This window comes from Flavobacterium cellulosilyticum, from assembly GCF_004349355.1.
Classification (GTDB): Bacteria; Bacteroidota; Bacteroidia; order Flavobacteriales; family Flavobacteriaceae; genus Flavobacterium; species Flavobacterium cellulosilyticum.
The window spans coordinates 189,223-214,498 of sequence record NZ_SMFK01000004.1; the positions used below are offsets into that span (position 1 = coordinate 189,223).

The window sequence follows — 25,276 nt, forward strand, 5'->3', positions numbered from 1 at the left end:
AACATTATTTTGCAAAGGATACTAAGCCAGTAGAGTTAATACGGCGAAATAGTCACGGATAATAGATCTGTTTGTAAGTAGAATAATTAAATTTAAAATCTTTGGGTGTAATTCCTTAATTTTGTGCTTCAATTATTCTAAGACTTAATTCACAAATTCGGACATAAAAATGTATAAAATCTTTGGTTACCAATACCTCTGGGGTCTGCTTCAAGCAAGTTTACTAGTATAATTATAAATATTAGAAGTTAATATGTCTTTTATCCAAAAGATTTTGAAGCATACCCGCTAAAATTTTATCGTTTGGTGGTTCAACAATACTAAGGTGATTACCAGTTATATTATGAATATTAACTCCTTTTAATGCTGCTTTTTTCCATCCCAAATGTCCTGGATCTAATTTATATTCCTTATCATCTTTTGCTCGAAATAAATCCACTTCAAAATCCTGAGGAATTAGTTGGTAGCGATTAACAATTTTATTAACCATACCATCAGCTTCAATAAATTTTTCAAGTGCTATCAATTCTTGTTTTGTCATATTATTGTTTTGCCCAAAATACTTTTTTAATAGATACTCTTTTTTCGAGCTAAAACGCAATTTTAAGGATTCCCAACTCGTGAGTATTTCCTTTAAAAAAACTAATCGTCTATAAGTACGATCATAGTATCTTGCTAGTCCTTTTTGAATAGGAGTTGCACTATAATAAGAAGAATCTACATAAGTGTCTAATGCAGCAATAATACTTACTGTCTTACCTTGATCTTTCAATTGGCGAGCTATTTCAAAAGCAACGATACCTCCAAAGGAGAATCCAGCTAATGCGTATGGACCTTTTGGATTTATTTTTATAATTGATTCTAAATAACAAGCCGCCATGGATTCGATGGATTCAAACCAATTATCAAAACCATTAGGTCCAATTCCTTGAAAACCATATACTGGTTGATCATCATCCAAATGGTTTATTGCATGTGCAAAATTTATTATATTAAGCCCCCCCCCATGAATTATAAAAAGAGGTATTTTACTACCGTTTGGTTTAATAGGTACTAAATAATCTGAAGGAATGTCGTTTTCGATATTTAATAATTTGGCGAATTTTTCGACCGTTGAATGTTCAAATAATGCAGAAAGAGGAATTCTTTTACCAGTTTCATTCTCAATTTTAATCATAATATTTACCGCCAGGATCGAATGTCCGCCCATCTCAAAAAAGGTACTAAAAATATCAATATTTTCTAGATTGAAGCATTCTTGCCAAATTGTAGCTACTAGCTTTTCTTCATTTGTGCGTGGGGCAGTATATTCTTGTTTATTTTTAGTATCGGATTTATATTCTAATAATACCTTACGATCTATTTTATCGTTTAATGTAGTAGGCATTTTATCGATTATATGAAAATTATGCGGTACCATATATATTGGTAATTGTGATGCTAATTCATTACGCCATATACTAATTTGATTGCGATCATCAAAAACGTCAGAATCTGCTATAATAAAAGCAATAAGTAGGTCAGATTTAGCTAACACAACTGCTGATTTTATACCATCAAGAGACATTAGAGCATTTTCTATTTCCCCAATTTCGATACGATGCCCTCTTATTTTCACCTGATGATCTATTCGACCAAGGCAAACTACTTCATTGGTTGGGAGTAGTTTTCCTATATCTCCTGAAAGATACATAATGTCATCTTTTTTATTAGAAAACTTATTCGGAATAAATTTTGCGGCTGTTAATTCTGGTCTTCCCAAATACCCTTTTCCCACGCCAAATCCTCCAATTGCAATTTCGCCAATGGCGTTTGGAGGTAGAAGATTCATGTGTTCATCAACTATATAATATTGCATGTTAGCAATGGGACCTCCAACGGAAATTAATGTTTCTTCGTTCTTAATATGTTTACAAGAAGAAAAGATGGTTACTTCGGTTGGTCCATACAAATTCCAAAGTTCATCACACCTATTAATAAGTTCTTTTGCAAGATTAGTAGGTAGAGGTTCACCACAACATAATATCTTTAAAGGTAATTTTTTAGACCATCCCGCATCTATAAGCATTTGATAAGTAGTAGGCGTGCCGACAACTAATGTGATTTTTTCCTTTTCTAGCATTTCATATAACAGTCTACCATCACTTGATGTTTCATGGTCAGGTAATACTAATGTTGCGCCTTTTATTAATGGGAAAAATAATTCAAAACTAGCGATATCAAAAGAAATTGTAGAGATAAATGGAATTCTGTCTGATTCATTTATTCCAGGCTCATGAACAAAAGAACTAAGAAGATTGACTACATTTTTATTGGATATTTTAGCTCCTTTTGGTTTGCCTGTAGAACCAGAAGTATACAAAAGATATAATATGTTTTCTGGATTTACAAATCTTTGAAGTTTTGTTGCGGGGTATTGATGTAATGATGCCATTGCATCATCTATTAATATAGTATTAGAACATTTCGGTAATGATAAAGACAAAGCTTTGCTTGTTAGCAAAAATTTTGCTTGTGAGTCTTCCATCATAAATTCTACACGTTTAATTGGATATTCATGATCTAATGGAAGGTAAGCAGCTCCACATTGAATAATTGCCAATATAGAATAAACCAATTCAGGACTCCGTGGATATGAAACTGCTATATAATCACCAGATTGAACACCTTGAGCAACTAAGTAATGTGCAAATTGATTTACTTTAATGTGTAAATCTTGGTAAGATATTTTGGTGCCATTATATTCAATAGCAATACTTTGAGGTGAAATTTCAGCTTGTTGACTTAGTAATTCAGATAATGAAATATTTGGATAAGGGGTATCTGTATTATTTAGCGAAATATAATTCGCTAAATAATCCCCTTTAAAAAGATCTTTTAGAGGGGTGTTAGGAATGGCTATTAATTTGTTTAAAGTTTCTTCAAAGGAAATCAATATTTGTTTTATAGTTTCTTCCTTGAATAATGTAGAATTATAGGAACATTGAAAAACAGGGCTTTTTTCTGATCTAAAAACGTGTAGTTGTAGTTCAAACGATGAGTATTTTCTAGGGTTTATTTTAAATTCATGTGTGAGTCCAAAAAATGAATATTCACTTTTTAAACCATGATTTAGATCAACGGTTAATGTTATTGGCACCATTGGAACTCTAGATGGGTCTCGAACCACATCTAATTTCTGAAGGAGATGACCAAAACTAACTTGATGATGTAAATAGGCTTCTATTAGCTGGGGGTTTCGTTGTTTTAAATATTCTATGAAGCTAATGTTTGTGTTTATTGTACTTCGTAAAGGAAGAAGGTTTGCACAATCGCCTATTAAATATCTCATATCATATCTTCTATTTCCAGATATAGGAGATCCAATAACTAATTCTTTTTGTCCTGTAAGTTTAGATAAAAACACCTCAAATGCGGCTAGTAAAGTTGTAGTTAAACTTGAATCTGTGCTATTGCCAAGTTGTTTTAATGAATTTATAAGGATTGGATCTATAGGTAAATCAAGTCGTTGGCTGTTATAAGTGCGTAATGGAGGTCTTGAATAATCTATAGGTAATTGAATTATAGGAACTGATTCTTTATAAATTGAAATCCAAAAGTCTTCGATTTGTTTATATTCATTACTGACTTTTAACGAATTTACTTTTTCTGCATATTCACTGAAGCGTTCTGGAGTTGTTAGTTTTGGTTCTGTCTTATTGATAAATGATGAATAAAGTAAACTAAGTTCTTCTAATATTATATTTATACTTAAACCATCACCAATAATATGATGATATGTCAGTATCAATAGGTTTTCTAACTCATCTATTTTAATAAATTTGACTTTAAATAAGGGGCCTTTAACAAGGTCGAAAAGGGAATTAACTTCTTCGTCAATAATTATTTCTTTACTTTTTTCTTTTTCAATCGCTGAAAGTTGAGAAATGTTATTATGTGAGATTTCGATTTTAAGATTCTTATATATATTCATATATTTTCCATCTGTACTAAAATTAGCTCTCAAACATTCATGACGAAACACTAAAGTGTTTAAGGCATATTCGAATGCATTAAAAATTAGTTTTCCTTTGAGTTTAATGGTAAAAGACAGATTATAAGCTTTGTTTGCATCACTACTCCCAATCATACAATCCGTCCATATTTCTAATTGTGAATTTGTTGTGTGTATGGTGTTTTCAATTTCATTAGAAAACGAATCAAATGGAGTCCTATTTAGATTTTGTGATTGATTCTTCATTTTGATGTAAAAATTAGGGAAATTTTTTATTTTGGTATGCTTAATATGAGTTAATTATTGATTTGGTATTAACATAATTTAATGATTAAATCGTTGTATTTCATGTCTTTAATTGGAATCCACAACATATTTGTATGGAAATCTATTTTAAATTTCTCAAATTTACTTTTTACTAAATAGGAGAAAACGAATAATTAGCTACTTTATCAATAGATTAATAACTTGAATCAAAACTTGTTAATATGTTTTACGAACTGATTTCTTATAGTTAATTGATTTTACTATAAGAAGTTTAATTTTGAGTTCAATTTCAGCTAAAAAGCACATTTTCATTTCTATTAATATATAATAACTTTTACGCAATGTATTAATACATTTTTTATAAAAAAAATATTGATATTATTTCGTTAATATTCAATACTCTAAATATTAAATTCCTCATAAAAAACAGATTCATTTTAATATTACAAATATAATGTTTTTTTGAATATAAAACCGATGTAATGCGTATTTTATCGATAAACTACATTTTATAGCTATTTTTTTAAATATATTCATTATTAAGTAAATTTTGAAAGAATTTTTTGAAAATATGAATTTTATTATTAGTGGATATATGTAAAGTATTTAAAATAATTGTTGTTATATTAGATTGATAAGTGTATTTCTTTGTCCAGGTCCCCATACTATCTGCATTATACAGATCTATCCAAATGTGTATTTTTAATGATTTCGTTTTTGGTTATCACCTTCTATCTTATTATGACCGATTCCTCCGATTTTACAATAATTATTTTCCTCGTCTTTTTATGACTTCTTGTTCATCATCAAATTCAGAACCTAATACGTCTAAATCTGCACCTGGATGTTCCAGATCAATATCTATTTCGTTCCATTCTGGATCTTCATCAATGATTTTGGTTGGCTTTTTTTTAGATATATTTTCTGGATTGATGTCAAATTCTTTGTCAAATTTGTTATAAATAGCTTCATTTTCAGGATATTTTGGATAGCCATCTTTGTTTTCTAATTGCTCGTTTGCTGCTTTGGGAAAATTTTCTTTATTTTTCATTTTATTGTAATTTAAGATTTATGGTAATCTTTTTCTAGTATTTTTTATTTTGCCATACTATTTAAATTCTATGCTATCTTCTGTTAGAAATAGTTTTGAAAACTAGCTTTTAGGGAATCCTTTATTCATTTTGAACTACATTTAACTATTTGTTTTAAAAACAACAAAATAGTAGAATTAAGGATTGTGACCAACTATTAAAATTAATTTCTATGTGGTTTTTTTCGAAGGATCTAATTTTGGTTTTAAATTATTATTTGACATAGTTTTAACACAAATTTCTAATAATTTAACTGTTTACTTGTTATATAATGTTGTATTAAAGTATCAATATTCACACATTTAATTCGAAGCTAAACTGTGTTAATGTCCTTATAATCAATAAGTAAACAGTTTTTATAGTCTTTTTTTACTTAAAAAAGAAAAATAATAGTAAAACCCCTCATCGAAACGATACACCAACTTTTTATGTGTCAATTTGAAGAGTTTGACTATACTAAAGAAGTATTTTTGTCAATTAAATGTTTTCTCTCTGGGTATAGCAGATTCAGCGAAAAAGGTATATTAGGTCGATGCATAAAAATAGTAGTGCAGTTTTGTGAAAAGTGCTTGAGTCAATTGGATATTATATTAAATCTAATAAAAATTGCTGTAGTATTTAATATCTAATTGTTTGCTCTCGTATCTGGTCAAAGTTTACTTTGTCAGTTTTTATCGCTCTTTTATAAAACTGCGCTAACGATTCCAAAAAAGTTAGTATTTTTATTGGACGTCTGAAATTTTTCTTGGAATTAGGCTAGTTGCTGCATTGACCTAGCAACATCCAAAGAATAATAAAGACTATAATAGTTCCAAAACATCCGCCACCTAATTTTTTCGCACCGTAACCGGCTAAAAGTCCTCTAAATAAGTTATTCATAATATTAAGTTTTTTAAATTTAATTATTTATCACGAGAATTTAATCATGTGAATTTCGGGATTTTAAATTGCGTAATTATTATATATTATTTGAATAAAGTTACAAAATTTACTTTTTAAAATAGTATCAATGGTCTAAATTCGGAAAGATATTTATAGGGCAATTAAGCGAGTTGATCAAATCACTTTGGTTTCTAAATAACAATTCAACTGAAGTGGAGAGGTCTCTCTTTTACGTGGTTGTTCTAAAAGGCAACAAATACTCGCTTTAAAAAAAATGCTATACTAAGGTGTGATGGTTTTTATGTATGGAGACTTTGCCATTTGATGTTTTGTAAGTCTCTTGGTAAAACCTTAAGTGTTCCTATAACTCCAGACGAATCGTTTCCAGCTAAGGTTTGAGATTCTATTACTATTTGCTCTTGGCTTATTTGTCCAGCTCGTGAAACTGTTTCTTTGAAATCTTCTAATACCAATACTTTGTCATTGGCCCCCTCTTTTAGAATATTTTTTAAGATTACTTCCTCTGCAAACGGTTTATATTGATCAACATATCTTTTATCTTCTTTTGGGTAATAACCTAAAGAAGGCAAAATTTGTGTAACTAAGATTATTACTCCAATCGCGGTCATAAACCTTGAAACAACAGGAAAAGGAATGTACTTTATATATTTACCTAATACCAAATAAGCCTAATGCTATCTGAATCATACCTGCTAATAAAAAAACGGTAAGAATGATAGGTAATGATTTGATTACATCTCCTTCGTTAGTTGCTATTAGTGCAGCAATAACCACCATACTTATGGCTGTCATGGGAGCTGTAGGTCCTGAAATTTGAGTATTTGTACCTCCGAATAAGGCGGCAAAAAAACTGACAAATATTGCACCGTACAAACCAGCACTAGGTCCTAAACCTGAGCTTGCACCAAAAGCTAATGCTACAATGCCTGCAGTAATGCCTCCGAATAAGTCACCTTTAAAATGGGGAAAATCTAATTTTAATATTTTTTTCATGTTTGCTTTGCCTTTTTTTGTACTATCACTGCTGATTTTTAAAGGATAAGTTGATCCTGCATTTTTTTTGGGGTAACATTGGGAATGGTATTGGTTATGTGGTAAGATAAAAAACAAAAGCTGCTGAGTGGGTTTTTGTGTTATTTCGATTAAAGTAAACACGAGTCTCGAAATTTATCGAGTCGAAAAGGCGAAACAAATTATAAAACTAGATTATACCTTTTTTTTATAAAGAAAATTTTGAGTTAGGTAGTTGTTTATTTTACAGAGAATAGTTTTTAAACATATAGATCCAAATCATTCTTGACAAGCGAATATTTACAAAACACAATACCATAATGACAAAGGAAATGATAGGAATTATTCTTAAATCGAAAGTTTTATCAAAAAATTGATGTGCTACCAAATAAGTTACTATTCCTTCGCCAACAGTTAATGCATAATTGACAAACATGGCTCCAAAAAAATATCCTGGTTCTTTTTCAAATTTAAACTTACAATGACTGCAATATTCGTGCATTTTTATAAAACTAAAACTGAGAAAAAAACTTCCTTCTTTAAATACTTTTCCATTGTTGCAATTTGGACATTTGTTTTTTGCTATTTGTTTTATTGTATTCATCATAATGTTATTTTTATCCAGCAAATGTATAATTTATGTTTTTTATAAAATTTTCTTATATTCGCCTATAATGGTACTATAAAGACATTTTGATTTATGGAAAAGCATCCTGTTTATGAAATAAAGAAATTCAATTGCAAGCCAAATGAAAATGATTTGTACATCAATGATTTTAAATCCCACTTGATACATCATGATTTTATTGAAAATACGCATAGCCATAATTTCTATTTGTTGGTGTTTTTTACATTAGGAACGGGACTTCACATTGTTGATTTTGACCAATTTGAAATTAAGCCTGGGAGTTTTTATATATTAAAGCCAGGTCAAGTTCATAGTTGGCAACTCTCAGAAGAAATTGATGGTTATATTGCTTTTTATTCGCAAGAAATTTACAATTTATACTTTGGTAACAAGAGAATTAAAGAGTATCCTTTTTTTAGAAGTTCAAAAAATTCGCCTGAAATACTCTTAAATGAAACACAAGCAAGGGAACTCAAAAAATACTTTGATATCTTGATTGATGAGAACATAAAAAACGAGTACAAGAAGCTAGATAAATTGTTGAATACTATAGATAGTATCTTAATAGAGTTGGCAAGAATCTATATTTCTCTAAATGCGCATACCGTTCATCCATACAACCTTAAGATTAATGCACTTGAAAATTTATTGGACAATCACTTTAAGCAAGAGAAAGCAGCTTCTTTTTACGCCGATAAAATGAATGTGAGTTTAAAACATCTTAATAGAATTTGTAAAGATGTTTTAAACATCACTTTGACTGATTTTATTTATGGTAAGATTATTTTAGAAAGTAAAAGACTGATTTCTGTCGAAGGAAAACCAATTAACGAGGTTGCCAATGAATTGGGTTTTGCGAATTATTCATATTACACCAAAGTTTTTAAAAAGTACACCGGATTGACACCACAAAATTTCAAAAAGCAATCGCATTTCTAAATTCTAAAAAGGATATTTAACTTTTTTTTAATTTAGGGTATGCCATATTTAATTTAAATGCTCTTTGCTTATGTTTGTGGTCACGAGCGTGACGCTCGCGTTAGACTTTAGATTTACATTTTAATATGCGTTCTAGTTTGTCATTCCGTAGGAATCTCCATTATGTTGAGTAACATCACTAGTTCCTATTCCAATTGGTTTTTTTTAAATTCTAATTATTTGCTCTCGTTTTTGGGCACAAAACTCAATTCTGCGCTAACAGAAATCGAGAATATCTATTTCATATCTGATCGATCGGTTTCACCTAAACTTACTACCACCAAACAATAAAAAACTCCATGTAAGTTCCTTGATGCTGCTGCCAACATAATGGTGCTTGTTTTTCATGAATACTTTTCTTTAGCTGCTCCTTGATATTATTGTAATCGCTCCAAATTTTATTTTCTGAAGGATCAATTCCCCATGCTGTTTTTGGGGGTAAAAAGTATAATTTATCGGAAGTATCAAGGTTGTTGAAAGTCTCAAAATTGAAATAATATCCTTTAATGGCTTTCTGATAATCAGAATCTAGTTTCGTTTTAAAATCATAAGGAACAAACAAGGAAACTAATAAACACAAAGCTTGAGAAATAGTTTTTACATCAATGTTTTCAAGTTGTAAAGCAGTGCAAGGATGATATAGTAAAGGAAATTGTTTGGTGTTTAATTTGTCTAATTTTTCAATTAAAGAATCATTTCTATTAGGACCAATCCAGTTGTGAATCCCTTCTGAAGAAATATTGGGATCAAATAAGTAAAATTTATAGGCCAATTCTAAATGAAGGATTTGTTTTTTCTTGATGTCTTCAATGATAAAGTCGATTTCACCAATGGTTTTTTGATGCTCGAGTATCTGAACGTTTTCATAAACTAGGGTGTAATTTAAGGATGATTGAATCAACCGAGAAACTATTTTTTCAGCCAAATGCCCCAAACGAATGTTTGTAGGCAAGATAAAATCCAATTCTTTTTGAATGTGTAAATCAGATAATTCAAAAGTTGGAAAGCCGGTTACTGAACTGCCTAGACTTTTCGCATTTAGAATGGATGCTATTCTCGATTTAGAGTTCATTTATTGTTATGTTACTGTTTTATGGAAGATACTACAAATTATAAAATTACAGCAATAAATAAGTATTTGACTTTTTAATTGTGTCAGTTTATAAGTCCTAGCGATTGTTGGTCATACCTGAGCGAAAGTGAAATGATAAAATAAACCCCGATGGAAACAAGTATCCTTTTGTGCCGGTGTTCGGCATACAAGATGCTGTAGAGCGGGAGGGAAGTTCTCCTGAAAAACCCATCCTTCTGCTCCAAAAAATAACAGCAATCTCTCGACTGGTGTAATTGTCAACTTGCCCCATTTTTGAACTTTGGCAAAGGGGTACCTTATAATTTATGTACTATCTTACTATACTATCCCGGTTTTATACACCAACCATTTGGCTTTTTAAGGAATAAAGGATGGCAAGAACATCTTTTTTGGATTGTTCATCAATATTGTTTTTGTCAAGTGCTCCCATTATGTCGTCGATAGTGCTCATGTATTCTCCTTGACTAATGTTCATTCCTACATGGGCGGTGTGCATGTCCTTACCAGAATAGTTTTGTGGTCCGCCGCTTCCCATGATAAAAAAATTAATCAAATGCTGCCTAACTTCTGCAAAATGTGTTGGATCGCTTTTTAAAGGTAGAAATCGAGCTTTTATGTCTGGATTCGAAAAATGAGCTTCTACAACGTCATCAACTATTGCAGTTATTCCATCTACAGCACCCAGACGCTCAAAAAGACTTTGTTGTTTTTCTTTATTTTCCATTTTGATTTAATTTTAAATTATAGTTAATAATCGTTTTAGGTACTTTCAAATGTTATATAAAAAAAATGGCTCAAAAAACATAAAATAAATTGGTCTATTTAGGTATTTATGCTTTTTGCTAATCAATCAAAATAATTCAAAAGCAAGCAATTAGTAGCAGATATTGATTATTGAAATTGGGGAGGAGAAGAATAGGTTTAGATATAAACAGATGTAAATCAATATTTTATAAATGTACAAAAACATTTTTAAAATTAATGGTAAAATCTATTTTTTAAGATAGAGAGAATATATTTGCAAAAAAAAAACGCCAATCTTTCGACTGGTGTTGTTTAATAACCCTGTCAGAGTTCAAAACTCTGACAGGGTTTCTTAGTAAGAATTGTTTAATGTACCAACTCACTCTGATTTCTGAAAACCAATTCCCCGTCAAAGGAATCGAGTAAAATGATGCTATCGGCTTTTATTTTTCCTGCCAAAATTTCTTTGGATAACTGATTCAAAACTTCTCTTTGAATCACTCTTTTTACAGGTCTAGCACCAAATTGTGGGTCGTAACCCTTTTCGGCCAAATGAGCAATGGCTTCTGGTGTAGCGTCAAGTGTGATGCCTTGTTGTGCCAGCATTTTGGTTACTGATTTCAGTTGCAATCCTACAATTCTGGTGATGTTTTCGGTAGACAAAGGGGTAAACATCACGATTTCGTCAATACGGTTGATGAACTCGGGACGTACGGTTTGTTTCAATAACGCCAGCACTTCGACTTTTGCAGCTTCGATGGTGGCTTCGATACTTCCTTTTAGATTATCAAATTTCTCTTGAATAATCTGGCTTCCCATATTCGAAGTCATGATAATTATAGTGTTTTTGAAATCGGCTAATCGTCCTTTGTTGTCCGTCAATCGTCCTTCGTCTAAAACTTGCAACAAAATATTAAAAGTGTCGGGATGTGCCTTTTCGATCTCGTCTAATAGTATCACAGAATAAGGTTTTCTGCGCACGGCTTCGGTCAATTGTCCTCCTTCGTCATAACCTACATATCCTGGAGGCGCACCTACCAATCGGCTTACACTGTGGCGTTCTTGGTATTCGCTCATATCGATTCGGGTCATGGCATTTTCATCGTCAAATAGGTATTCGGCCAAGGCTTTGGCCAATTCGGTTTTTCCAACTCCTGTTGTTCCAAGGAAAAGGAAGGTTCCCACTGGTTTTCGCATATCTTGTAATCCTGCACGACTGCGGCGAACGGCATCACTCACCGCTTCAATGGCTTCTTCCTGACCTACCACTCGGTGGTGTAGTTCAGCTTCTAAATGCAAGAGTTTTTCTCTTTCGCCTTGTAGCATTTTCATTACTGGAATTCCAGTCCATTTGGCTACCACTTCGGCGATATCTTCGCGAGTGACTTCTTCTTTTATCAAGGATTTTCCATCTGTTTGATCTTCGGCCAACGTTTTTTGAAACACATCCAATCGTTCTTGTGCTTCTTTGATTTTTCCGTAACGAATTTCGGCTACTTTTCCGTAATCACCTTCGCGTTCGGCACGTTCGGCTTCGTATTTAAAATCTTCGATTTCTGTTTTTACAGCCTGAATGTTATCAACGACATCTTTTTCTAATTTCCATTTGGTATAAATGGTATTGCGTTCGTCTTTGAGATTGGCCAAATCCATTCCCAAGATTTTAAGTTTGCTCTCGTCTTTTTCTCTTTTAATGGCTTCGATTTCAATTTCGAGTTGCATTACTTTTCGATCCAAAACATCCAGTTCTTCGGGTTTGGAATTGATTTCCATTCGCAGTTTCGAAGCCGCTTCATCCATTAAATCGATGGCTTTGTCCGGAAGGAAACGGTTGCTGATATAGCGTTGCGATAATTCAACAGCAGCAATAATGGCTTCGTCCTTAATTTGGACTTTATGATGGGTTTCATATTTCTCTTTGATTCCACGAAGGATAGAAATGGCACTTTCGGTATCGGGTTCTTCGACAACTATCTTTTGGAAACGTCTTTCGAGTGCTTTGTCTTTTTCGAAATATTTTTGGTATTCGTCCAATGTGGTTGCTCCAATTGCGCGCAATTCGCCACGAGCCAAAGCCGGTTTCAAGATATTGGCCGCATCCATGGCGCCTTCGCCACCTCCAGCACCTACAAGGGTGTGAATTTCGTCAATGAATAGTACAATATCACCTTCCGCAGAAGTCACTTCTTTAATAACTGCTTTTAGACGTTCTTCGAATTCTCCTTTGTATTTGGCTCCCGCAATTAAGGCTCCCATGTCGAGTGAGAATATGATTTTGTCTTTCAGATTATCAGGAACATCGCCGTCGATAATACGATGGGCGAGACCTTCAGCAATGGCAGTTTTACCAACACCAGGTTCACCAACGAGCATAGGGTTATTTTTGGTACGACGTGTCAATATTTGCAGAACCCTTCGAATTTCCTCATCACGACCAATTACAGGATCTAGTTTTCCGCTTTTTGCTAATTCGTTGAGGTTTCTGGCGTATTTATTTAAAGAATTATATGTTTCTTCAGCAGAGGCAGAAGTTACTCGTTCCCCTTTTCGTAATTCGTCGATTGCTGCTTTCAATCCTTTCTCGGTTACTCCTTGATCTTTTAATATTTGGGCTACTTTACTTTTTGAACCAAAAATAGCTAGGATTAAATGTTCGATGGAAACGAATTCATCGTTCATTTTTTTAGCGATAATTTCTGCTTCATTCAAAGTGGTATTTGCTGTTCTGGAAAGCATTATTTCACCTCCAGAAACTTTGGGAAAACTCTGAATAGTACTGTCTAAAATTTGTTGGAACAAGGGAACATTTACATTTAGTTTTTTCAAAATAAAAGGCGCTACATTTTCATCCACCTCAAAAATCGCTTTAAAAACATGTTCATTTTCTATTTGTTGTTGGCCGTTACTTTGCGCTACTTGTTGCGAATGTTGAATGGCTTCCTGTGATTTGATAGTGAATTTATTGATGTTCATTGTTTTTTATTTTAGGTAATTAGTGATTGGTTACTAGTGATTGGCCCATTTGACGATAACCATTTGTAATGTCCTAGTTTTAAATTTTAAAGAATAAAATATATAAACGTTAATTAAACCCGATATTTTTTTTCTAAAAAATGGATACTAATGGCTATTGACTAAGGTCTAATCACTACCTTTGGCTAATAATCGTCAAAAGGTATTCCATCACTAAAGTTACGACAAAATGTCTGAAAACTTGGTGTTTATAGAGACAAAATGACTTAAAAAATGACAAAATGAGCTTATTTTCATCTATATTTGGATCTTCTGAAGACCTAAATGTTTCAACATCAAAAATCAATTGGATTCCTTTAACTTTTATGGGACAACTGGATGAAATTATCGCCTTTTCAAAGGACAAACCAGTTTTTATTTTCAAACACAGTACGAGATGTAGCATTAGTCGATTTGCATTAAAGCAATTCGAAAATGAATTTGATACCACAAATAATGTCGATGCTTATTTTTTGGATTTATTAGAGTATCGTGATATTTCAAATGCAATTGCAAGTCGTTTCAATGTGTACCATCAATCACCGCAATTAGTCTTAATTAAAGAAGGAAAAGCAGCGTATGATGTTTCGCACGATGCTATAAATGCCGAAGAATTGAAAGGAAAGCTGTAATTTTTTGAATGTATTATTAAGCTATAATTTCACTTATGAAAAGTCTTTTTTGTTTTTTAATTATTTCCCTTTCTATTAACTCTTTCGGACAGAATTTAATCCCTAATTATCAAATTGGGAGTTATATTGATTACAATAAAAAAATCATTAATGGGTATTATGATTTTGATTATGAACCCAAAATTTCTCTAAAAGTAAGCTATGAAGCAAGTCAGAATTTTGCCCAAGGTTATTATTTTGATGAAAATGGTAGGAAAGTAAATGGACTACTGAAATATTCTCAAAATGATCGTGATTTGAAGTTTAAATTGCGTGAAGATGATATTGAGAAGTCTATTCAAGCAGATGAAACAAAAGGATATATTATTGGAATCGACACTTTTTCGGTTGTAAAAAACGTAGAAATAATTGGTCTTTTTGGAGCTAAAATTTCCAAAAAAGGAGAGTTTGCTGCTAATATTGAGAATATTGGTGGAATGAAGTTTTATAAGTTTACGGCTAATGGCCCTAATGGAAATACATATAATAGTTATATAGTTAAAAAATCAGAGTCATCTGATTTTGTTACTTTTCCATCAGGTAGTAATAAGTTCAAAAGTTTAGCCACTGAAATTTTTGGAGACGATGCTATTCTTAAAGAGTATATTGATCAAGGAAAATACATTGAAGGGAAAATACCATCAATGTTGAAGATTTATAAGTACAGAAAATTATTCTACAGAGGACAGCATATTTACTATAATTCCTCTAGAGACGAAACGAATAACCAAAACGAAAGTGAGTATTATTCCAAAATTGAATCAGTTCATGATTCTGTTTTTCATTTAATCACTTTTTTTAAAAACAATGTGAAAATTAGCGAAGGTGATTTTACTTCATTTTATCCACATAATAAGCAAGGAGATTTCATGTTTTATTATCCAAATGGTGAAGTTAGAAAAAAGATTAGTTTTAAAAATAATAAACCAAAGGCGGGAATCGAATACTTTGAAAATGGTAAAATCCATAGAGTTTATGAAATTTTAGAGTATGGATCACTAGTTTATAGAGAAGTATATGACGACGCCAATGTTAATTTATTAGATAATAAATGGACCGGAAGTGAACAGTTTACAGATCCTGTTTCGGGTAAAAAAATCACCTATGAATACGAAAATAAAAAACTTAAAACTGCTTATTTTATAGATTCAAATGGTGAAAAAATGTATCAGCTTTGCGAAAATAATGCTGAAATAAGAAAATTTAATAGTTTGCAAAAATCGGCTAAAGAAGATTTAAGGTATCCGCTAGAATCTTTACATAATAATGTTCATGGTTTTGTTTTGGTTAAATGTATAGTGGAACCAACTGGATTGGTATCTGAAATTAAAATCATAAAAGGATTAGACGAAGCAGTTGATAAAGAGACTTTAGATTTTCTCAGTTTTTTTAAAACGGAAGCCTATTGGAAACCTGCGAAAGTTGATGGAAAAGAAGTGAAACAAGAAATTATATTTCCAATCGATTTCTCTATTATAACCACTTCTATTTACAGGAATAATTATTACAACTTTTGGTTCCTAAATAATATGATGATGCAACAACAGCAAATGATGATGCAACAAAATACGATAAGAGTGGGAGGATTTAGATAGACGGGTACTACTTTTGTTCTAACATAGGAAAAAGATAAGCCAAGAATTCAGGAATTAAACTAATATAATTCCTAAATTATTGGCTTTAAAATTATAATAAAGCTACTAATAAGCCTGATTCATTTTCTCTTTTATCTCCTCTAAACAAAGGTTGTTGATACTTCCTTCGTGTGTATGTTTGGTTTCTTTTGGAGAAGTATAGGTTCCGTTTTCCAATTGTTCGGCTACGGCTTTATAAGCATCTCTAAATGGCATTCCAGCAACTACCATTTCGTTTAAGGTATCAACTGTAAACAGGTAATTGTATTTTGGGTCGTTTAAGATATTGTCTTTTACTTTAATGTCTTTAATAGAAAAAATGGCAATATCCAAACACGCTCTTAGGTTTTGAATAGCAGGAAACAACCCTTCTTTCAATAATTGCAAATCACGGTGATAGCCACTTGGCAAGTTGTTCGTGATTAAAGTAATTTCGTATGGTAGGGCTTGAATTTTGTTGCATTTTCCACGAATCAATTCAAAAACATCTGGGTTTTTCTTGTGCGGCATAATACTTGAACCGGTAGTCAAATGCGCTGGTAAAGTAATGAAATCAAAATTCTGACTCATATACAAACACACGTCCATAGAAAACTTAGCCAAAGTTGCAGCCACGCTACTCATGGCAAAAGCGACTGTTTTTTCTGATTTTCCACGGCTCATTTGTGCTGCAACCGAATTGTATTTTAAAGTTTCAAATCCTAATTCTTCCGTTGTAAATGTTCTGTTGATAGGGAAGGAGCTTCCGTAACCCGCAGCGGAACCTAATGGATTTTGATCGACTATTTTTAAAGCTGCATTCAACATCGTGATATCATCAATCAAGGTTTCGGCATAAGCGGAAAACCACATTCCGAATGAAGAGGGCATGGCGATTTGCAAATGGGTGTAACCGGGTAATAATACGTTTTGGTGTTGCTCCGCTGATTCCATCAACAAGTCAAAAAGAGTTCGTACCTGAGATTTAAATTCGGTTACGACATCTTTAAGGTATAAGTTTACATCAACCAAAACTTGGTCGTTACGAGAACGAGCGGTATGGATTTTCTTTCCAGCATCGCCCAATTTTATGGTTAGCAGGTATTCTATTTTAGAATGAACGTCTTCAAAACTATCCTCGATTTCAAAATCGCCTTTTTCGACATCAATAATAATAGCTTCTAAAGCTAAAACTAAAGAATCTGTTTCTACTTCTGTTAAAAGCCCAATTTGTCCCAACATTTTAGCATGAGCAATAGATCCTAAAGCATCGTATTTTGCCAGAACTAAATCTAATTCGCGGTCGTTTCCAACAGTGAAATGTTCGATTTGTTTATCAGTTGGTATTCCTTTTTCCCAAAGTTTCATAATCAATTTTAGATTTTAAATTTTAAATTTTAGATTTCAAATGAATGAATTTGAAACCTACTATTTCTACAATTTGTTTATTATTTTTTAAATTCCGCAAGTCCTAAATTGGAATTTTATTTCAAAAAGTCAGTCAATATTTTTATGTATAAATCAACGCCTTCTTCGATTTCGTTGAGGTAAATAAATTCGTTTGCCGAGTGCGAACGCAAGCTTTCACCAGGTCCTAATTTTAATGATTTACAGTATAATACGGATTGATCTGATAGCGTGGGGGAACCATAAGTGGTTCTACCTAATGCGATACCAGCTTGCACTAATCCGTGAGAAATTGGAATAGATGAAGCATTCAAATGCATGGAACGAGGAGTTACTTCGGCAACAACATTTGCTTTTACTGTTTCTAAAATTTCGATATTATTGTAACAATCATTAACTCGAATGTCAACGACTAAATCACATTCAGATGGAACTACATTGTGTTGTTTTCCAGCGTTTATTTGGGTTACGGTCATTTTAACTGGACCTAATTGTTCTGATATTTTTTCAAACGAATAATTTTTAAACCATTCCATCACTGGAATTGTTTTATAAATAGCATTGTCTTCGTTTTGATGAGCGGCGTGACTTGCCGTTCCTTTTACTTTAACATCTAGTACCAAAAGTCCTTTTTCGGCTACTGCGAGTTGCATTAAAGTGGGTTCGCCAATGATTGCACATTCTAGTTTTGGTAAATGTTTTAAAACACTATTCAATCCATTTTTACCACTGCTTTCTTCCTCTGCGGATGCTACGATTACGATATTATAAGGCAAATTTTTAAAAGCATAAAAATGAGTAAATGTTGCGATTAGTGAAACCAAGCAACCTCCAGCATCATTGCTTCCTAAACCATGTAATTTGCCGTCTTGGACAATCGCTTTGAAAGGATCATTTGTATAAGCCTGATTAGGACGAACCGTATCGTGATGAGAATTCAATAAAAGTGTTGGTTTGGATTTGTCAAAATATTTATTGAAAGCCCAAATGTTATTGTTTTCTCTTTCGAATGTAATGTTATTTTGTGTAAACCAATTTTCGATTAAAAGGGCTGTTTGATCTTCTTCGCTTGAAAAGGAAGGGGTTTCAATCAGATTTTTTAATAATTGGATTGCTTCTTTTGTAAGTATTTCTTGGTTTTTCATATATTTTTAGTTTTACCACAATGTTTTTTCCGCTAGGCACAAAGTCGCAAAGTTTTTAAATTATTGTCCGATCATTATTTGTTGTTGGTTGAGAAATGACTAGAAAATCAAGTATATCATCAGTTTCATTGGCAATATAATGTTTGGTTTTGGCATCAACCAAAATGCCTTTTTGTTCTTTAACAATTTCAATGGTATCATTTAAATAAAAAGTTGCCGTTCCTTTTAAAATGTAAAAAAATTGTTGCGCTTTTGAGTGAAAATGTAATTTTTCTTTTGTTCCGCTTGGCATATTTTCTTGCTTTACAGATAGTCCTTCAGAATCTGCAAGAATCCAACTTTTACAATTTTCTCCCCAAAAGTAATGTTTTGCTGTTTCTTTGTCAATTACTTTATTCATAAGCTTTTATAATTCTATATAACCCTGTCAGGGTAGTACGTATTTATAACTCTATGCTTGTGCAAATTGCATTGTTGTCTTTTAACATTTTATGATGACCTATTCGTATTTTTTGAACCCCTTTGGACAAGCTATTGAAACAGTTATCCAATTTTGGAATCATTCCGGAATGAATAGCACCTTCTTTTTTTAATTGCGCATAAAGTTCAGAATTGATTTGTTGTATTACCGAATTTTCATCCTCTACATCAGTAAGAACACCTGCTTTTTCGAAACAATAATTCAAAGTTACTTCAAATACTTCTGAAGCAGCAATAGCCAATTCACTGGCAATAGTATCTGCATTGGTATTTAATAATTGTCCGTTCTTATCATGTGTGATCGCACAAAATACAGGAACAATTCCGTTCGAAATTAAAGTTTGTAACAAAGGCGTATTGATTTTTTTGACATCTCCAACAAAACCATAATCAATAGTAGGATGATTTCTTTTGGTCGATTGAATTAAGTTTCCATCGGCTCCTGAAAACCCCATAGCATTAGTGTTATTGGCTTGCAATTGAGCCACGATGTTTTTGTTGATTTCTCCGGCATATATCATCACAACGACATCCAGCATGGGTTGGTCAGTGATTCTTCGTCCTTCTATCATTTGAGGAACTAGACCAATACTTTTTGCCATTTTGGTTGCTGATTTCCCACCACCATGAACAAGGATTTTATTGCCGTCAATCTTGGAAAAGTCAGCTAAAAAATTAGCCAATTCTGTAGCATCATCAATGATGTTTCCACCAATTTTTATAATAGATAATGGTTTTTTATTTGACATTGTTCAATATTTTTTGCAATACTAATTGGGCGGAATAAGTTCTGTTATTAGCTTGTTCGATTACAATCGAATTTTCGCTGTCAATCACCTCGTCAGTCACAATCATATTGCGACGAACTGGTAAACAGTGCATGAATTTGGCATTGTTTGTCAATGCCATTTTTTCGGCTGTAACGGTCCAGTTTGAATCAGCATTTGTGATTTGACCATATTCGTTATAATTACTCCAGTTTTTGGCATAAATAAAATCAGCATTTTCAAAAGCTTTATCTTGATCGTACTCAATTTTAGAATCTTTGGTAATTTCAGGATTTAGTTCGTAACCTTGAGGATGTGTAATCACAAAGTCCATGTTTTCTTGCTTTTGCATCATTTCTACAAATGAATTAGCTACCGCCTGAGGTAATGCTTTAGGATGAGGTGCCCATGTTAAAACTACTTTAGGTCTGTGAGGCGTTTTGTGTTCTTCCATTGTAATTGCATCAGCAAGGGATTGTAGTGGGTGACCAGTGGCTCCTTCCATATTTACAATCGGCACTGTGGCGTGTTTTAAAAAACCAGCCATTACGGTTTCGGCATTGTCCTTTTCTTTGTCTATTAAACCTGCAAATGCTCTGATAGCAATTATATCACAATATTGAGAAATTACTTCTGCAGCTTCTTTAATGTGTTCTGAAGCCCCTTGGTTCATAATGACTCCATCTTCAAATTCGAGTGTCCAACCTTCGTTGGTAAAATTCATAACCATCACGTTCATTCCTAAATTCAAAGCCGCTTTTTGTGTACTCAAACGGGTTCTTAAACTTGGATTAAAAAACAACATACCTAAGGTTTTATTCTTTCCAAGTTTTTTGTTTTTAAGTGGATTTTTTTTGATTTTTAATGCATCTTGCACCCATTGGGATAAGTTGTCGATGTTTTTTATAGAAATGTAATTCATTGTTTTAGAGTTTATTCGGTTATTTGTTTAATTGATTAATTGTTCTCAAATTAACCAAAGTAACATACTATACAATCTTGGTAAATGGGATTTTGTTATTTAATGCTTTCAATATAAAATTATCTTTCATTCCGTTTACTACCCAAGTCTCAATATTTGATGCTTTGGCAATTGCTGCGGCTTCAATTTTGGATTGCATTCCACCAGTTCCGTGCGATGACTTTGAGTCTCCAATTTCTTTTTTTAATAATTCTAAATCAGTAACTAAAGCAATAGTTTCGGGATTTTCATTATTTATAGAAGCTTTGGTGTATATTCCATTCGTATTTGTGGCGATGATTAGAATATCAACTTTCAATAAAACTGCTGTTAAAGCAGCTAATTTATCATTGTCTCCAAACTGGATTTCATCAGTTGCTACAGTATCATTTTCGTTGATGATTGGGATATAGCTATTTTTGACCAATACATTTATCGTATTGACAATATTGTCTTTGGTTTTCTCTTTTTCGAAATCAGAATAGGAAAGCAAACATTGTGACGTATGCAAACCTAAATCTCTGAAGTTTTCGTGGTAAATCCGCATTAAATGAGGTTGACCAATGGAAGCTAAGGCTTGTTTTACAAAAACATCTTTATCATGGTTGTCTAGTTTTACAAATTGTTTGGCAGCAGCAATCGCACCTGAACTGACAATTATAAACTCGTATTCGTCTTGTAAAGCAGCTATTTGAATGCCAATATCTTCAATCTTTCCTCTCGAAATATGATCGGTTTCTTTGGTTAATGTATTGCTACCTATTTTTAATAATATTCTTTTTTTTGTCATAGTTTTAACCACAAAGGTCACAAAGTATTATTTATATATTTTACTGTTTCGTGTTTTAAATCAGCAATCTAAAATCGTTTATCAACAATCATAAATTACTTAAAAATGTTCTCAACTGCGCTCGAACTGATCACTAAAAACTGATCACTACCTTATTTGTCCTTCTCCGTAAATATACCACTTATTTGTAACCAAATGTTGCAAACCAATTGGTCCTCGTTGGTGTAATTTATCAGTGCTAATAGCTAATTCGCCACCTAATCCAAATTGTCCACCATCGGTAAACCGTGTTGAAGCATTTTGATATACTGCGGCACAATCTACTTGTTCCATAAATTCTTGGGCAAGAGCATCATTTTTTGTTATTATTGAAGCCGAATGACCACCGCAATATTTGTTAATTTTTGCAATCGCCTCTTCGTTTGAATTTACAGTTCCAATAACAATTTTATAATTCAAAAATTCTTCGTACCAAATTTCCTCGTTTTCTATTGCTTTTACCCCAGTAGCTTTTGCTACAGCTTTATCTCCTAAAACTTCCACGTTGAATTTCTGTAATTCGGTGGTTAGTTGTTTTGCTAAAACTTCCCAATTAGGTAAGTTCGTGTCAATTAAAACCTTGTCTAATGCATTGCATACTCCAATATTAGTCGTTTTTCCATTGATGATAATCGCTATTGCTTTTTCTACATCGGCTTCAGCATTTACATATACAAAGTTATTGCCACGACCGCTAACAATCACAGGACAAGTGGCATGCTTTTTAGTAAAAGCTATCAATTGTTCGCCGCCACGAGGTACTATCAAATCGACTCTTTGGGTTGGGTTTTCTAAAAACGCTTGAGTTTCAACACGATTATAATTCAAATATTCCACCCAATTGGTCGAAATATTATTTTCTTCTAAAGCCTGATGCCAAAGGGAAACAATTTTTAAATTCGACAATAAAGATTCTTTTCCACCTTTTAGTAAAATCTTATTTCCCGATTTAAAAGCGATTCCACCCGCTTCAACAGTCACATCCGGACGCGATTCATAAATGATCATTATTGTTCCAAAAGCAGCTGTTTTGTTGGTGATTTTCATTCCGTTTTCGTGAGTGAAATGGAATCTCTCTACACCAACAGGATCTTCCTGACTCGCTAATTGTTGCATCGACAAAATCATACCGTCAATTTTAGCATCATCGACCAATAATCGTTTTTCCATAGCCAAATCATCACCAGAATAATTGGTCATATCCTGTTGATTTACCGATTTGATGATCGCTCTTTCTTGTTCAAGAAGTACAGCCATTCGAGTTAAAACGGCATTTCTTTTTTCTATGGATAATAAGGTGTTCATCTTTATTTTTTAATTATTTGGTAACAAAATATAAATTTAAAATTTCAACCATATAAGGCATATAAGTTTATTTAAGCTAGTTGAAAGAAGAACTTATGTGTCCTTAAATGCCTTAAATGGTTAAAAAACTATATTATAAATGTTTTAATCATTATTTTAATTCTGCTAAGCTTTCTTGCAATGCCACTACAAAAGTATCAATTGCAGCAGTTGTAATAGTCAATGGAGGTAAAATTCTCAATAAATTTTTATTGTTGGCTCCACCTGTGAAAATATGTTTTTCGATAATCATTTTCTTTCTCAAAGCACTTACGTCAAAATCAAATTCAACGCCGAGCATCAGTCCTTTTCCTTTTACCTTAATGATTTCAGGAATAACTTTGATTGCTTCAAAAAAGTATTCCGATACTTTGTTTGTATTTTCAATTAGGTTTTTAGCTTCCATCACGTCTAAAACGGCAATACCCGCAGCACAAGCCAAATGGCTTCCGCCAAAAGTTGTACCTAATAGGCCATAACTCGCTTTGAATTTAGGCGAAATCAAAACGCCTCCAATTGGGAAGCCATTCCCCATTCCTTTTGCAGTGGTTACAATATCAGGATTGATTCCATGGTGTTGATGTGCAAAAAACTTTCCGCTTCTTCCATAACCCGATTGTACTTCGTCTAAAATTAATACTACTTCATTCTCAGCACATACTTTTTCTAAGGCTTGAAAAAAATCAGTTGTTCCTTGGTCCAAACCACCAACTCCTTGAATAGGCTCGATGATTACAGCACAAACGTCTCCTTTTTTCAATTCCGCTTCTACCAAATCAATTTGGTTCAATGGTAAGAAGGTAACTACTTGTTGGGCGTTGATTGGTGCTACAATTTTTTTATTATCAGTAGCAGCAACTGCCGCCGAAGTTCTACCGTGAAACGAATTATCAAAAGCAATTACTCTTGATTTATTGGTATGAAAAGACGCTACTTTCAAAGCGTTTTCATTGGCTTCGGCTCCAGAACTACATAGAAATAAGTTGAAATCAGTCAAGCCAGAAGCTTTTCCTAATTTTTGGGCTAATTCTACTTGTAATGGGTTCTGAATTGCATTCGAGTAAAAACTCAAATTGTCCAATTGTGCTTTCACTTTGGCCACATAATCTGGTTGAGTGTGTCCGATAGAAATTACTCCGTGACCAGAGTACAAATCTAAATATTCGATTCCTTTATCGTCTGTAATGGTGCAATCTAATGCTTTTACAGGTGTAATAGGGTATAATGGGTAAACGTCAAATAAGTTCATTTTGTTTTTTTGTTTAATTGTTTAAACGCTTATTCGGTTAATCGATTCACCGATTCACCGATTCACCGATTAAACTTTTTTAAAATCCAGATGGTTTCAGATGCAAGCCTGTCGTTTCTTCCAATCCAAACATTAAGTTCATGTTTTGAACGGCTTGACCAGAGGCTCCTTTGACTAAATTGTCAATTACAGATGTAATCAAAACCCGCCGTCCTTTTTTCATTAAACTAATAATACATTTGTTCGTTTGTACTACTTGTTTCATATTAATGTCGGTAGTGGTAACGGTTACAAATGGTTGGTCTGCATAAAAAGCTTCGTATTTGACGACCAAATCTTCTAGGCTTTCTTCTGTAGTTGTATATAAAGTAGCAAAAATCCCTCTAGTAAAATTGCCTCTGTTGGGAACAAAAATCAATTCGTCGTTAAAATCTGCTTGCAGCTGATTCACGCTTTGGTTGATTTCGCCCAAATGTTGGTGATTGAAAGCTTTGTAATGCGACATATTGTTGTTTCTCCAGCTAAAATGAGAGGTAGGGGATAGACTTACTCCTGCTCCTGTACTTCCTGTTGTGGCATTAATGTGTACATCATCATTCAATAATCCATGTGAAGCCAAAGGCAATAATGCCAATTGTATTGCGGTAGCAAAACAACCAGGATTAGCGATATAATTGGCGCTTTTTATCGCAGTTTTGTTGATTTCTGGCAAACCGTAAACGAAGGATTTTCCGTTAAACTCCTTGTCTTTGATCAATCTGAAATCATTTCCTAAATCGATGATTTTTGTAGCATCGGAAAATTTGTTATTTTCTAAAAACGAAATCGATTTTCCGTGACCTAAACACAAGAAAAGCACATCAACATTTGGATTAATAGTGTCGGTAAAATTCATTTCGATGTCGCCCATCAAATCGTGGTGCGCAATCGAAAGTGGTTTTCCGGCGTTGGTGGTGCTGTATATAAAATCCAATTGTGCATTAGGATGAAACATTAGAATTCTAATTAATTCTCCTGCCGTGTAACCTGAACCGCCTATTATACCTATTGAAATCATAATTTATTTTTTTTAATTTTTATGTGATGTTG

Annotated in this window: 19 protein-coding genes and 1 pseudogene; 3 read left to right on the top strand and 17 right to left on the bottom strand. The window is 32.8% G+C overall.

Going from position 1 to position 25,276, the window contains the following annotated elements:
* Positions 1 to 241: 241 nt before the first annotated feature.
* The 5 genes and pseudogenes from E0F76_RS09110 to E0F76_RS09125 all read right to left on the bottom strand — a co-directional run bounded on the left by E0F76_RS09110 (position 242) and on the right by E0F76_RS09125 (position 7,873).
* Positions 242 to 4,240 (bottom strand): non-ribosomal peptide synthetase, encoded by a 3,999-nt coding sequence (locus E0F76_RS09110; RefSeq protein WP_132004546.1) that lies wholly within the window; start codon positions 4,238 to 4,240, stop codon positions 242 to 244.
* Between the two features lie 790 nt (positions 4,241 to 5,030).
* Positions 5,031 to 5,312: a hypothetical protein gene (locus tag E0F76_RS09115; protein ID WP_132004549.1), complete on the bottom strand. Its 282-nt coding sequence runs from the start codon at positions 5,310 to 5,312 to the stop codon at positions 5,031 to 5,033.
* A 796-nt stretch (positions 5,313 to 6,108) separates the two neighbouring features.
* Entirely contained in the window at positions 6,109 to 6,231 is a 123-nt protein-coding gene (locus E0F76_RS19850) for a hypothetical protein (RefSeq protein ID WP_281275275.1), read from the bottom strand.
* 311 nt (positions 6,232 to 6,542) lie between these two features.
* A pseudogene (locus E0F76_RS09120) lies at positions 6,543 to 7,248 on the bottom strand (SulP family inorganic anion transporter); the annotation flags it as partial.
* Between the two features lie 262 nt (positions 7,249 to 7,510).
* Positions 7,511 to 7,873 carry a DUF983 domain-containing protein gene (locus E0F76_RS09125; RefSeq protein ID WP_132004552.1) on the bottom strand — a complete coding sequence of 121 codons (363 nt, stop codon included), beginning with the start codon at positions 7,871 to 7,873 and terminating at the stop codon, positions 7,511 to 7,513.
* A 93-nt stretch (positions 7,874 to 7,966) separates the two neighbouring features.
* On the opposite strand from E0F76_RS09125, the gene E0F76_RS09130 reads away from it, so the two are divergent.
* The gene (locus tag E0F76_RS09130) at positions 7,967 to 8,833 is read left to right on the top strand and encodes a helix-turn-helix domain-containing protein (protein ID WP_132004555.1); all 867 of its coding nucleotides are present in this window, start codon (positions 7,967 to 7,969) and stop codon (positions 8,831 to 8,833) included.
* A 313-nt stretch (positions 8,834 to 9,146) separates the two neighbouring features.
* Here the strand turns inward: E0F76_RS09130 and E0F76_RS09135 are convergent, their stop codons facing one another.
* From E0F76_RS09135 to clpB, 3 genes are all read right to left on the bottom strand, one after another.
* On the bottom strand, positions 9,147 to 9,944 hold the full coding sequence (locus E0F76_RS09135) for a DUF1853 family protein (RefSeq protein ID WP_132004558.1): 798 nt from the start codon (positions 9,942 to 9,944) through the stop codon (positions 9,147 to 9,149).
* Positions 9,945 to 10,299: 355 nt separating this feature from the next.
* Positions 10,300 to 10,689: a group I truncated hemoglobin gene (locus tag E0F76_RS09140; RefSeq protein ID WP_132004561.1), complete on the bottom strand. Its 390-nt coding sequence runs from the start codon at positions 10,687 to 10,689 to the stop codon at positions 10,300 to 10,302.
* 386 nt (positions 10,690 to 11,075) lie between these two features.
* The gene (gene clpB / locus E0F76_RS09145) at positions 11,076 to 13,682 is read right to left on the bottom strand and encodes an ATP-dependent chaperone ClpB (protein ID WP_132004564.1); all 2,607 of its coding nucleotides are present in this window, start codon (positions 13,680 to 13,682) and stop codon (positions 11,076 to 11,078) included.
* Between the two features lie 281 nt (positions 13,683 to 13,963).
* Between clpB and ytxJ the strand changes: the two genes are divergently transcribed.
* Together ytxJ and E0F76_RS09155 are read left to right on the top strand one after the other, a co-directional pair.
* Positions 13,964 to 14,353 (top strand): bacillithiol system redox-active protein YtxJ, encoded by a 390-nt coding sequence (ytxJ, locus tag E0F76_RS09150; RefSeq protein WP_132004567.1) that lies wholly within the window; start codon positions 13,964 to 13,966, stop codon positions 14,351 to 14,353.
* 35 nt (positions 14,354 to 14,388) lie between these two features.
* Positions 14,389 to 15,987 (top strand): energy transducer TonB, encoded by a 1,599-nt coding sequence (locus E0F76_RS09155; RefSeq protein WP_132004570.1) that lies wholly within the window; start codon positions 14,389 to 14,391, stop codon positions 15,985 to 15,987.
* Between the two features lie 105 nt (positions 15,988 to 16,092).
* Here the strand turns inward: E0F76_RS09155 and argH are convergent, their stop codons facing one another.
* From argH to argC, 9 genes are all read right to left on the bottom strand, one after another.
* Positions 16,093 to 17,373, bottom strand: a complete 1,281-nt coding sequence (argH, locus tag E0F76_RS09160; protein ID WP_132004573.1) for an argininosuccinate lyase — start codon at positions 17,371 to 17,373, stop codon at positions 16,093 to 16,095.
* Between the two features lie 116 nt (positions 17,374 to 17,489).
* Positions 17,490 to 18,557 (bottom strand): M20 family metallo-hydrolase, encoded by a 1,068-nt coding sequence (locus E0F76_RS09165; RefSeq protein WP_132004576.1) that lies wholly within the window; start codon positions 18,555 to 18,557, stop codon positions 17,490 to 17,492.
* Positions 18,558 to 18,612: 55 nt separating this feature from the next.
* Positions 18,613 to 18,957, bottom strand: coding sequence for a cupin domain-containing protein (locus E0F76_RS09170; protein WP_132004579.1), 345 nt, complete (start codon positions 18,955 to 18,957; stop codon positions 18,613 to 18,615).
* A gap of 43 nt (positions 18,958 to 19,000) precedes the next feature.
* On the bottom strand, positions 19,001 to 19,786 hold the full coding sequence (gene argB / locus E0F76_RS09175) for an acetylglutamate kinase (protein WP_132004582.1): 786 nt from the start codon (positions 19,784 to 19,786) through the stop codon (positions 19,001 to 19,003).
* Entirely contained in the window at positions 19,776 to 20,726 is a 951-nt protein-coding gene (locus tag E0F76_RS09180) for an N-acetylornithine carbamoyltransferase (protein ID WP_132004585.1), read from the bottom strand. Before E0F76_RS09180 ends, argB begins: the two co-directional genes overlap by 11 nt.
* Positions 20,727 to 20,793: 67 nt before the next feature.
* Positions 20,794 to 21,555, bottom strand: a complete 762-nt coding sequence (gene proB, locus E0F76_RS09185; protein WP_132004588.1) for a glutamate 5-kinase — start codon at positions 21,553 to 21,555, stop codon at positions 20,794 to 20,796.
* 147 nt (positions 21,556 to 21,702) lie between these two features.
* The gene (locus tag E0F76_RS09190; RefSeq protein WP_132004591.1) at positions 21,703 to 22,899 is read right to left on the bottom strand and encodes a glutamate-5-semialdehyde dehydrogenase; all 1,197 of its coding nucleotides are present in this window, start codon (positions 22,897 to 22,899) and stop codon (positions 21,703 to 21,705) included.
* Between the two features lie 151 nt (positions 22,900 to 23,050).
* Positions 23,051 to 24,187 carry an aspartate aminotransferase family protein gene (locus E0F76_RS09195; RefSeq protein WP_132004594.1) on the bottom strand — a complete coding sequence of 379 codons (1,137 nt, stop codon included), beginning with the start codon at positions 24,185 to 24,187 and terminating at the stop codon, positions 23,051 to 23,053.
* A gap of 79 nt (positions 24,188 to 24,266) precedes the next feature.
* Positions 24,267 to 25,244, bottom strand: coding sequence for an N-acetyl-gamma-glutamyl-phosphate reductase (gene argC, locus E0F76_RS09200; RefSeq protein WP_132004596.1), 978 nt, complete (start codon positions 25,242 to 25,244; stop codon positions 24,267 to 24,269).
* Positions 25,245 to 25,276: the final 32 nt, after the last annotated feature.

Bases quoted from the DNA above. Each gene is read 5' to 3' on its own strand.
- E0F76_RS09165 (WP_132004576.1), bottom strand. From the start codon at position 18,557: ATGAAAAACCAAGAAATACTTACAAAAGAAGCAATCCAATTATTAAAA.
- clpB (WP_132004564.1), bottom strand. From the start codon at position 13,682: ATGAACATCAATAAATTCACTATCAAATCACAGGAAGCCATTCAACAT.
- E0F76_RS09180 (WP_132004585.1), bottom strand. From the start codon at position 20,726: ATGAATTACATTTCTATAAAAAACATCGACAACTTATCCCAATGGGTG.
- E0F76_RS09130 (WP_132004555.1), top strand. From the start codon at position 7,967: ATGGAAAAGCATCCTGTTTATGAAATAAAGAAATTCAATTGCAAGCCA.
- E0F76_RS09155 (WP_132004570.1), top strand. From the start codon at position 14,389: ATGAAAAGTCTTTTTTGTTTTTTAATTATTTCCCTTTCTATTAACTCT.
- argC (WP_132004596.1), bottom strand. From the start codon at position 25,244: ATGATTTCAATAGGTATAATAGGCGGTTCAGGTTACACGGCAGGAGAA.
- E0F76_RS09195 (WP_132004594.1), bottom strand. From the start codon at position 24,187: ATGAACTTATTTGACGTTTACCCATTATACCCTATTACACCTGTAAAA.
- argH (WP_132004573.1), bottom strand. From the start codon at position 17,373: ATGAAACTTTGGGAAAAAGGAATACCAACTGATAAACAAATCGAACAT.
- E0F76_RS09190 (WP_132004591.1), bottom strand. From the start codon at position 22,899: ATGAACACCTTATTATCCATAGAAAAAAGAAATGCCGTTTTAACTCGA.
- E0F76_RS19850 (WP_281275275.1), bottom strand. From the start codon at position 6,231: ATGAATAACTTATTTAGAGGACTTTTAGCCGGTTACGGTGCGAAAAAA.
- E0F76_RS09170 (WP_132004579.1), bottom strand. From the start codon at position 18,957: ATGAATAAAGTAATTGACAAAGAAACAGCAAAACATTACTTTTGGGGA.
- E0F76_RS09110 (WP_132004546.1), bottom strand. From the start codon at position 4,240: ATGAAGAATCAATCACAAAATCTAAATAGGACTCCATTTGATTCGTTT.
- E0F76_RS09125 (WP_132004552.1), bottom strand. From the start codon at position 7,873: ATGATGAATACAATAAAACAAATAGCAAAAAACAAATGTCCAAATTGC.
- proB (WP_132004588.1), bottom strand. From the start codon at position 21,555: ATGACAAAAAAAAGAATATTATTAAAAATAGGTAGCAATACATTAACC.
- ytxJ (WP_132004567.1), top strand. From the start codon at position 13,964: ATGAGCTTATTTTCATCTATATTTGGATCTTCTGAAGACCTAAATGTT.
- E0F76_RS09140 (WP_132004561.1), bottom strand. From the start codon at position 10,689: ATGGAAAATAAAGAAAAACAACAAAGTCTTTTTGAGCGTCTGGGTGCT.
- argB (WP_132004582.1), bottom strand. From the start codon at position 19,786: ATGTCAAATAAAAAACCATTATCTATTATAAAAATTGGTGGAAACATC.
- E0F76_RS09135 (WP_132004558.1), bottom strand. From the start codon at position 9,944: ATGAACTCTAAATCGAGAATAGCATCCATTCTAAATGCGAAAAGTCTA.
- E0F76_RS09115 (WP_132004549.1), bottom strand. From the start codon at position 5,312: ATGAAAAATAAAGAAAATTTTCCCAAAGCAGCAAACGAGCAATTAGAA.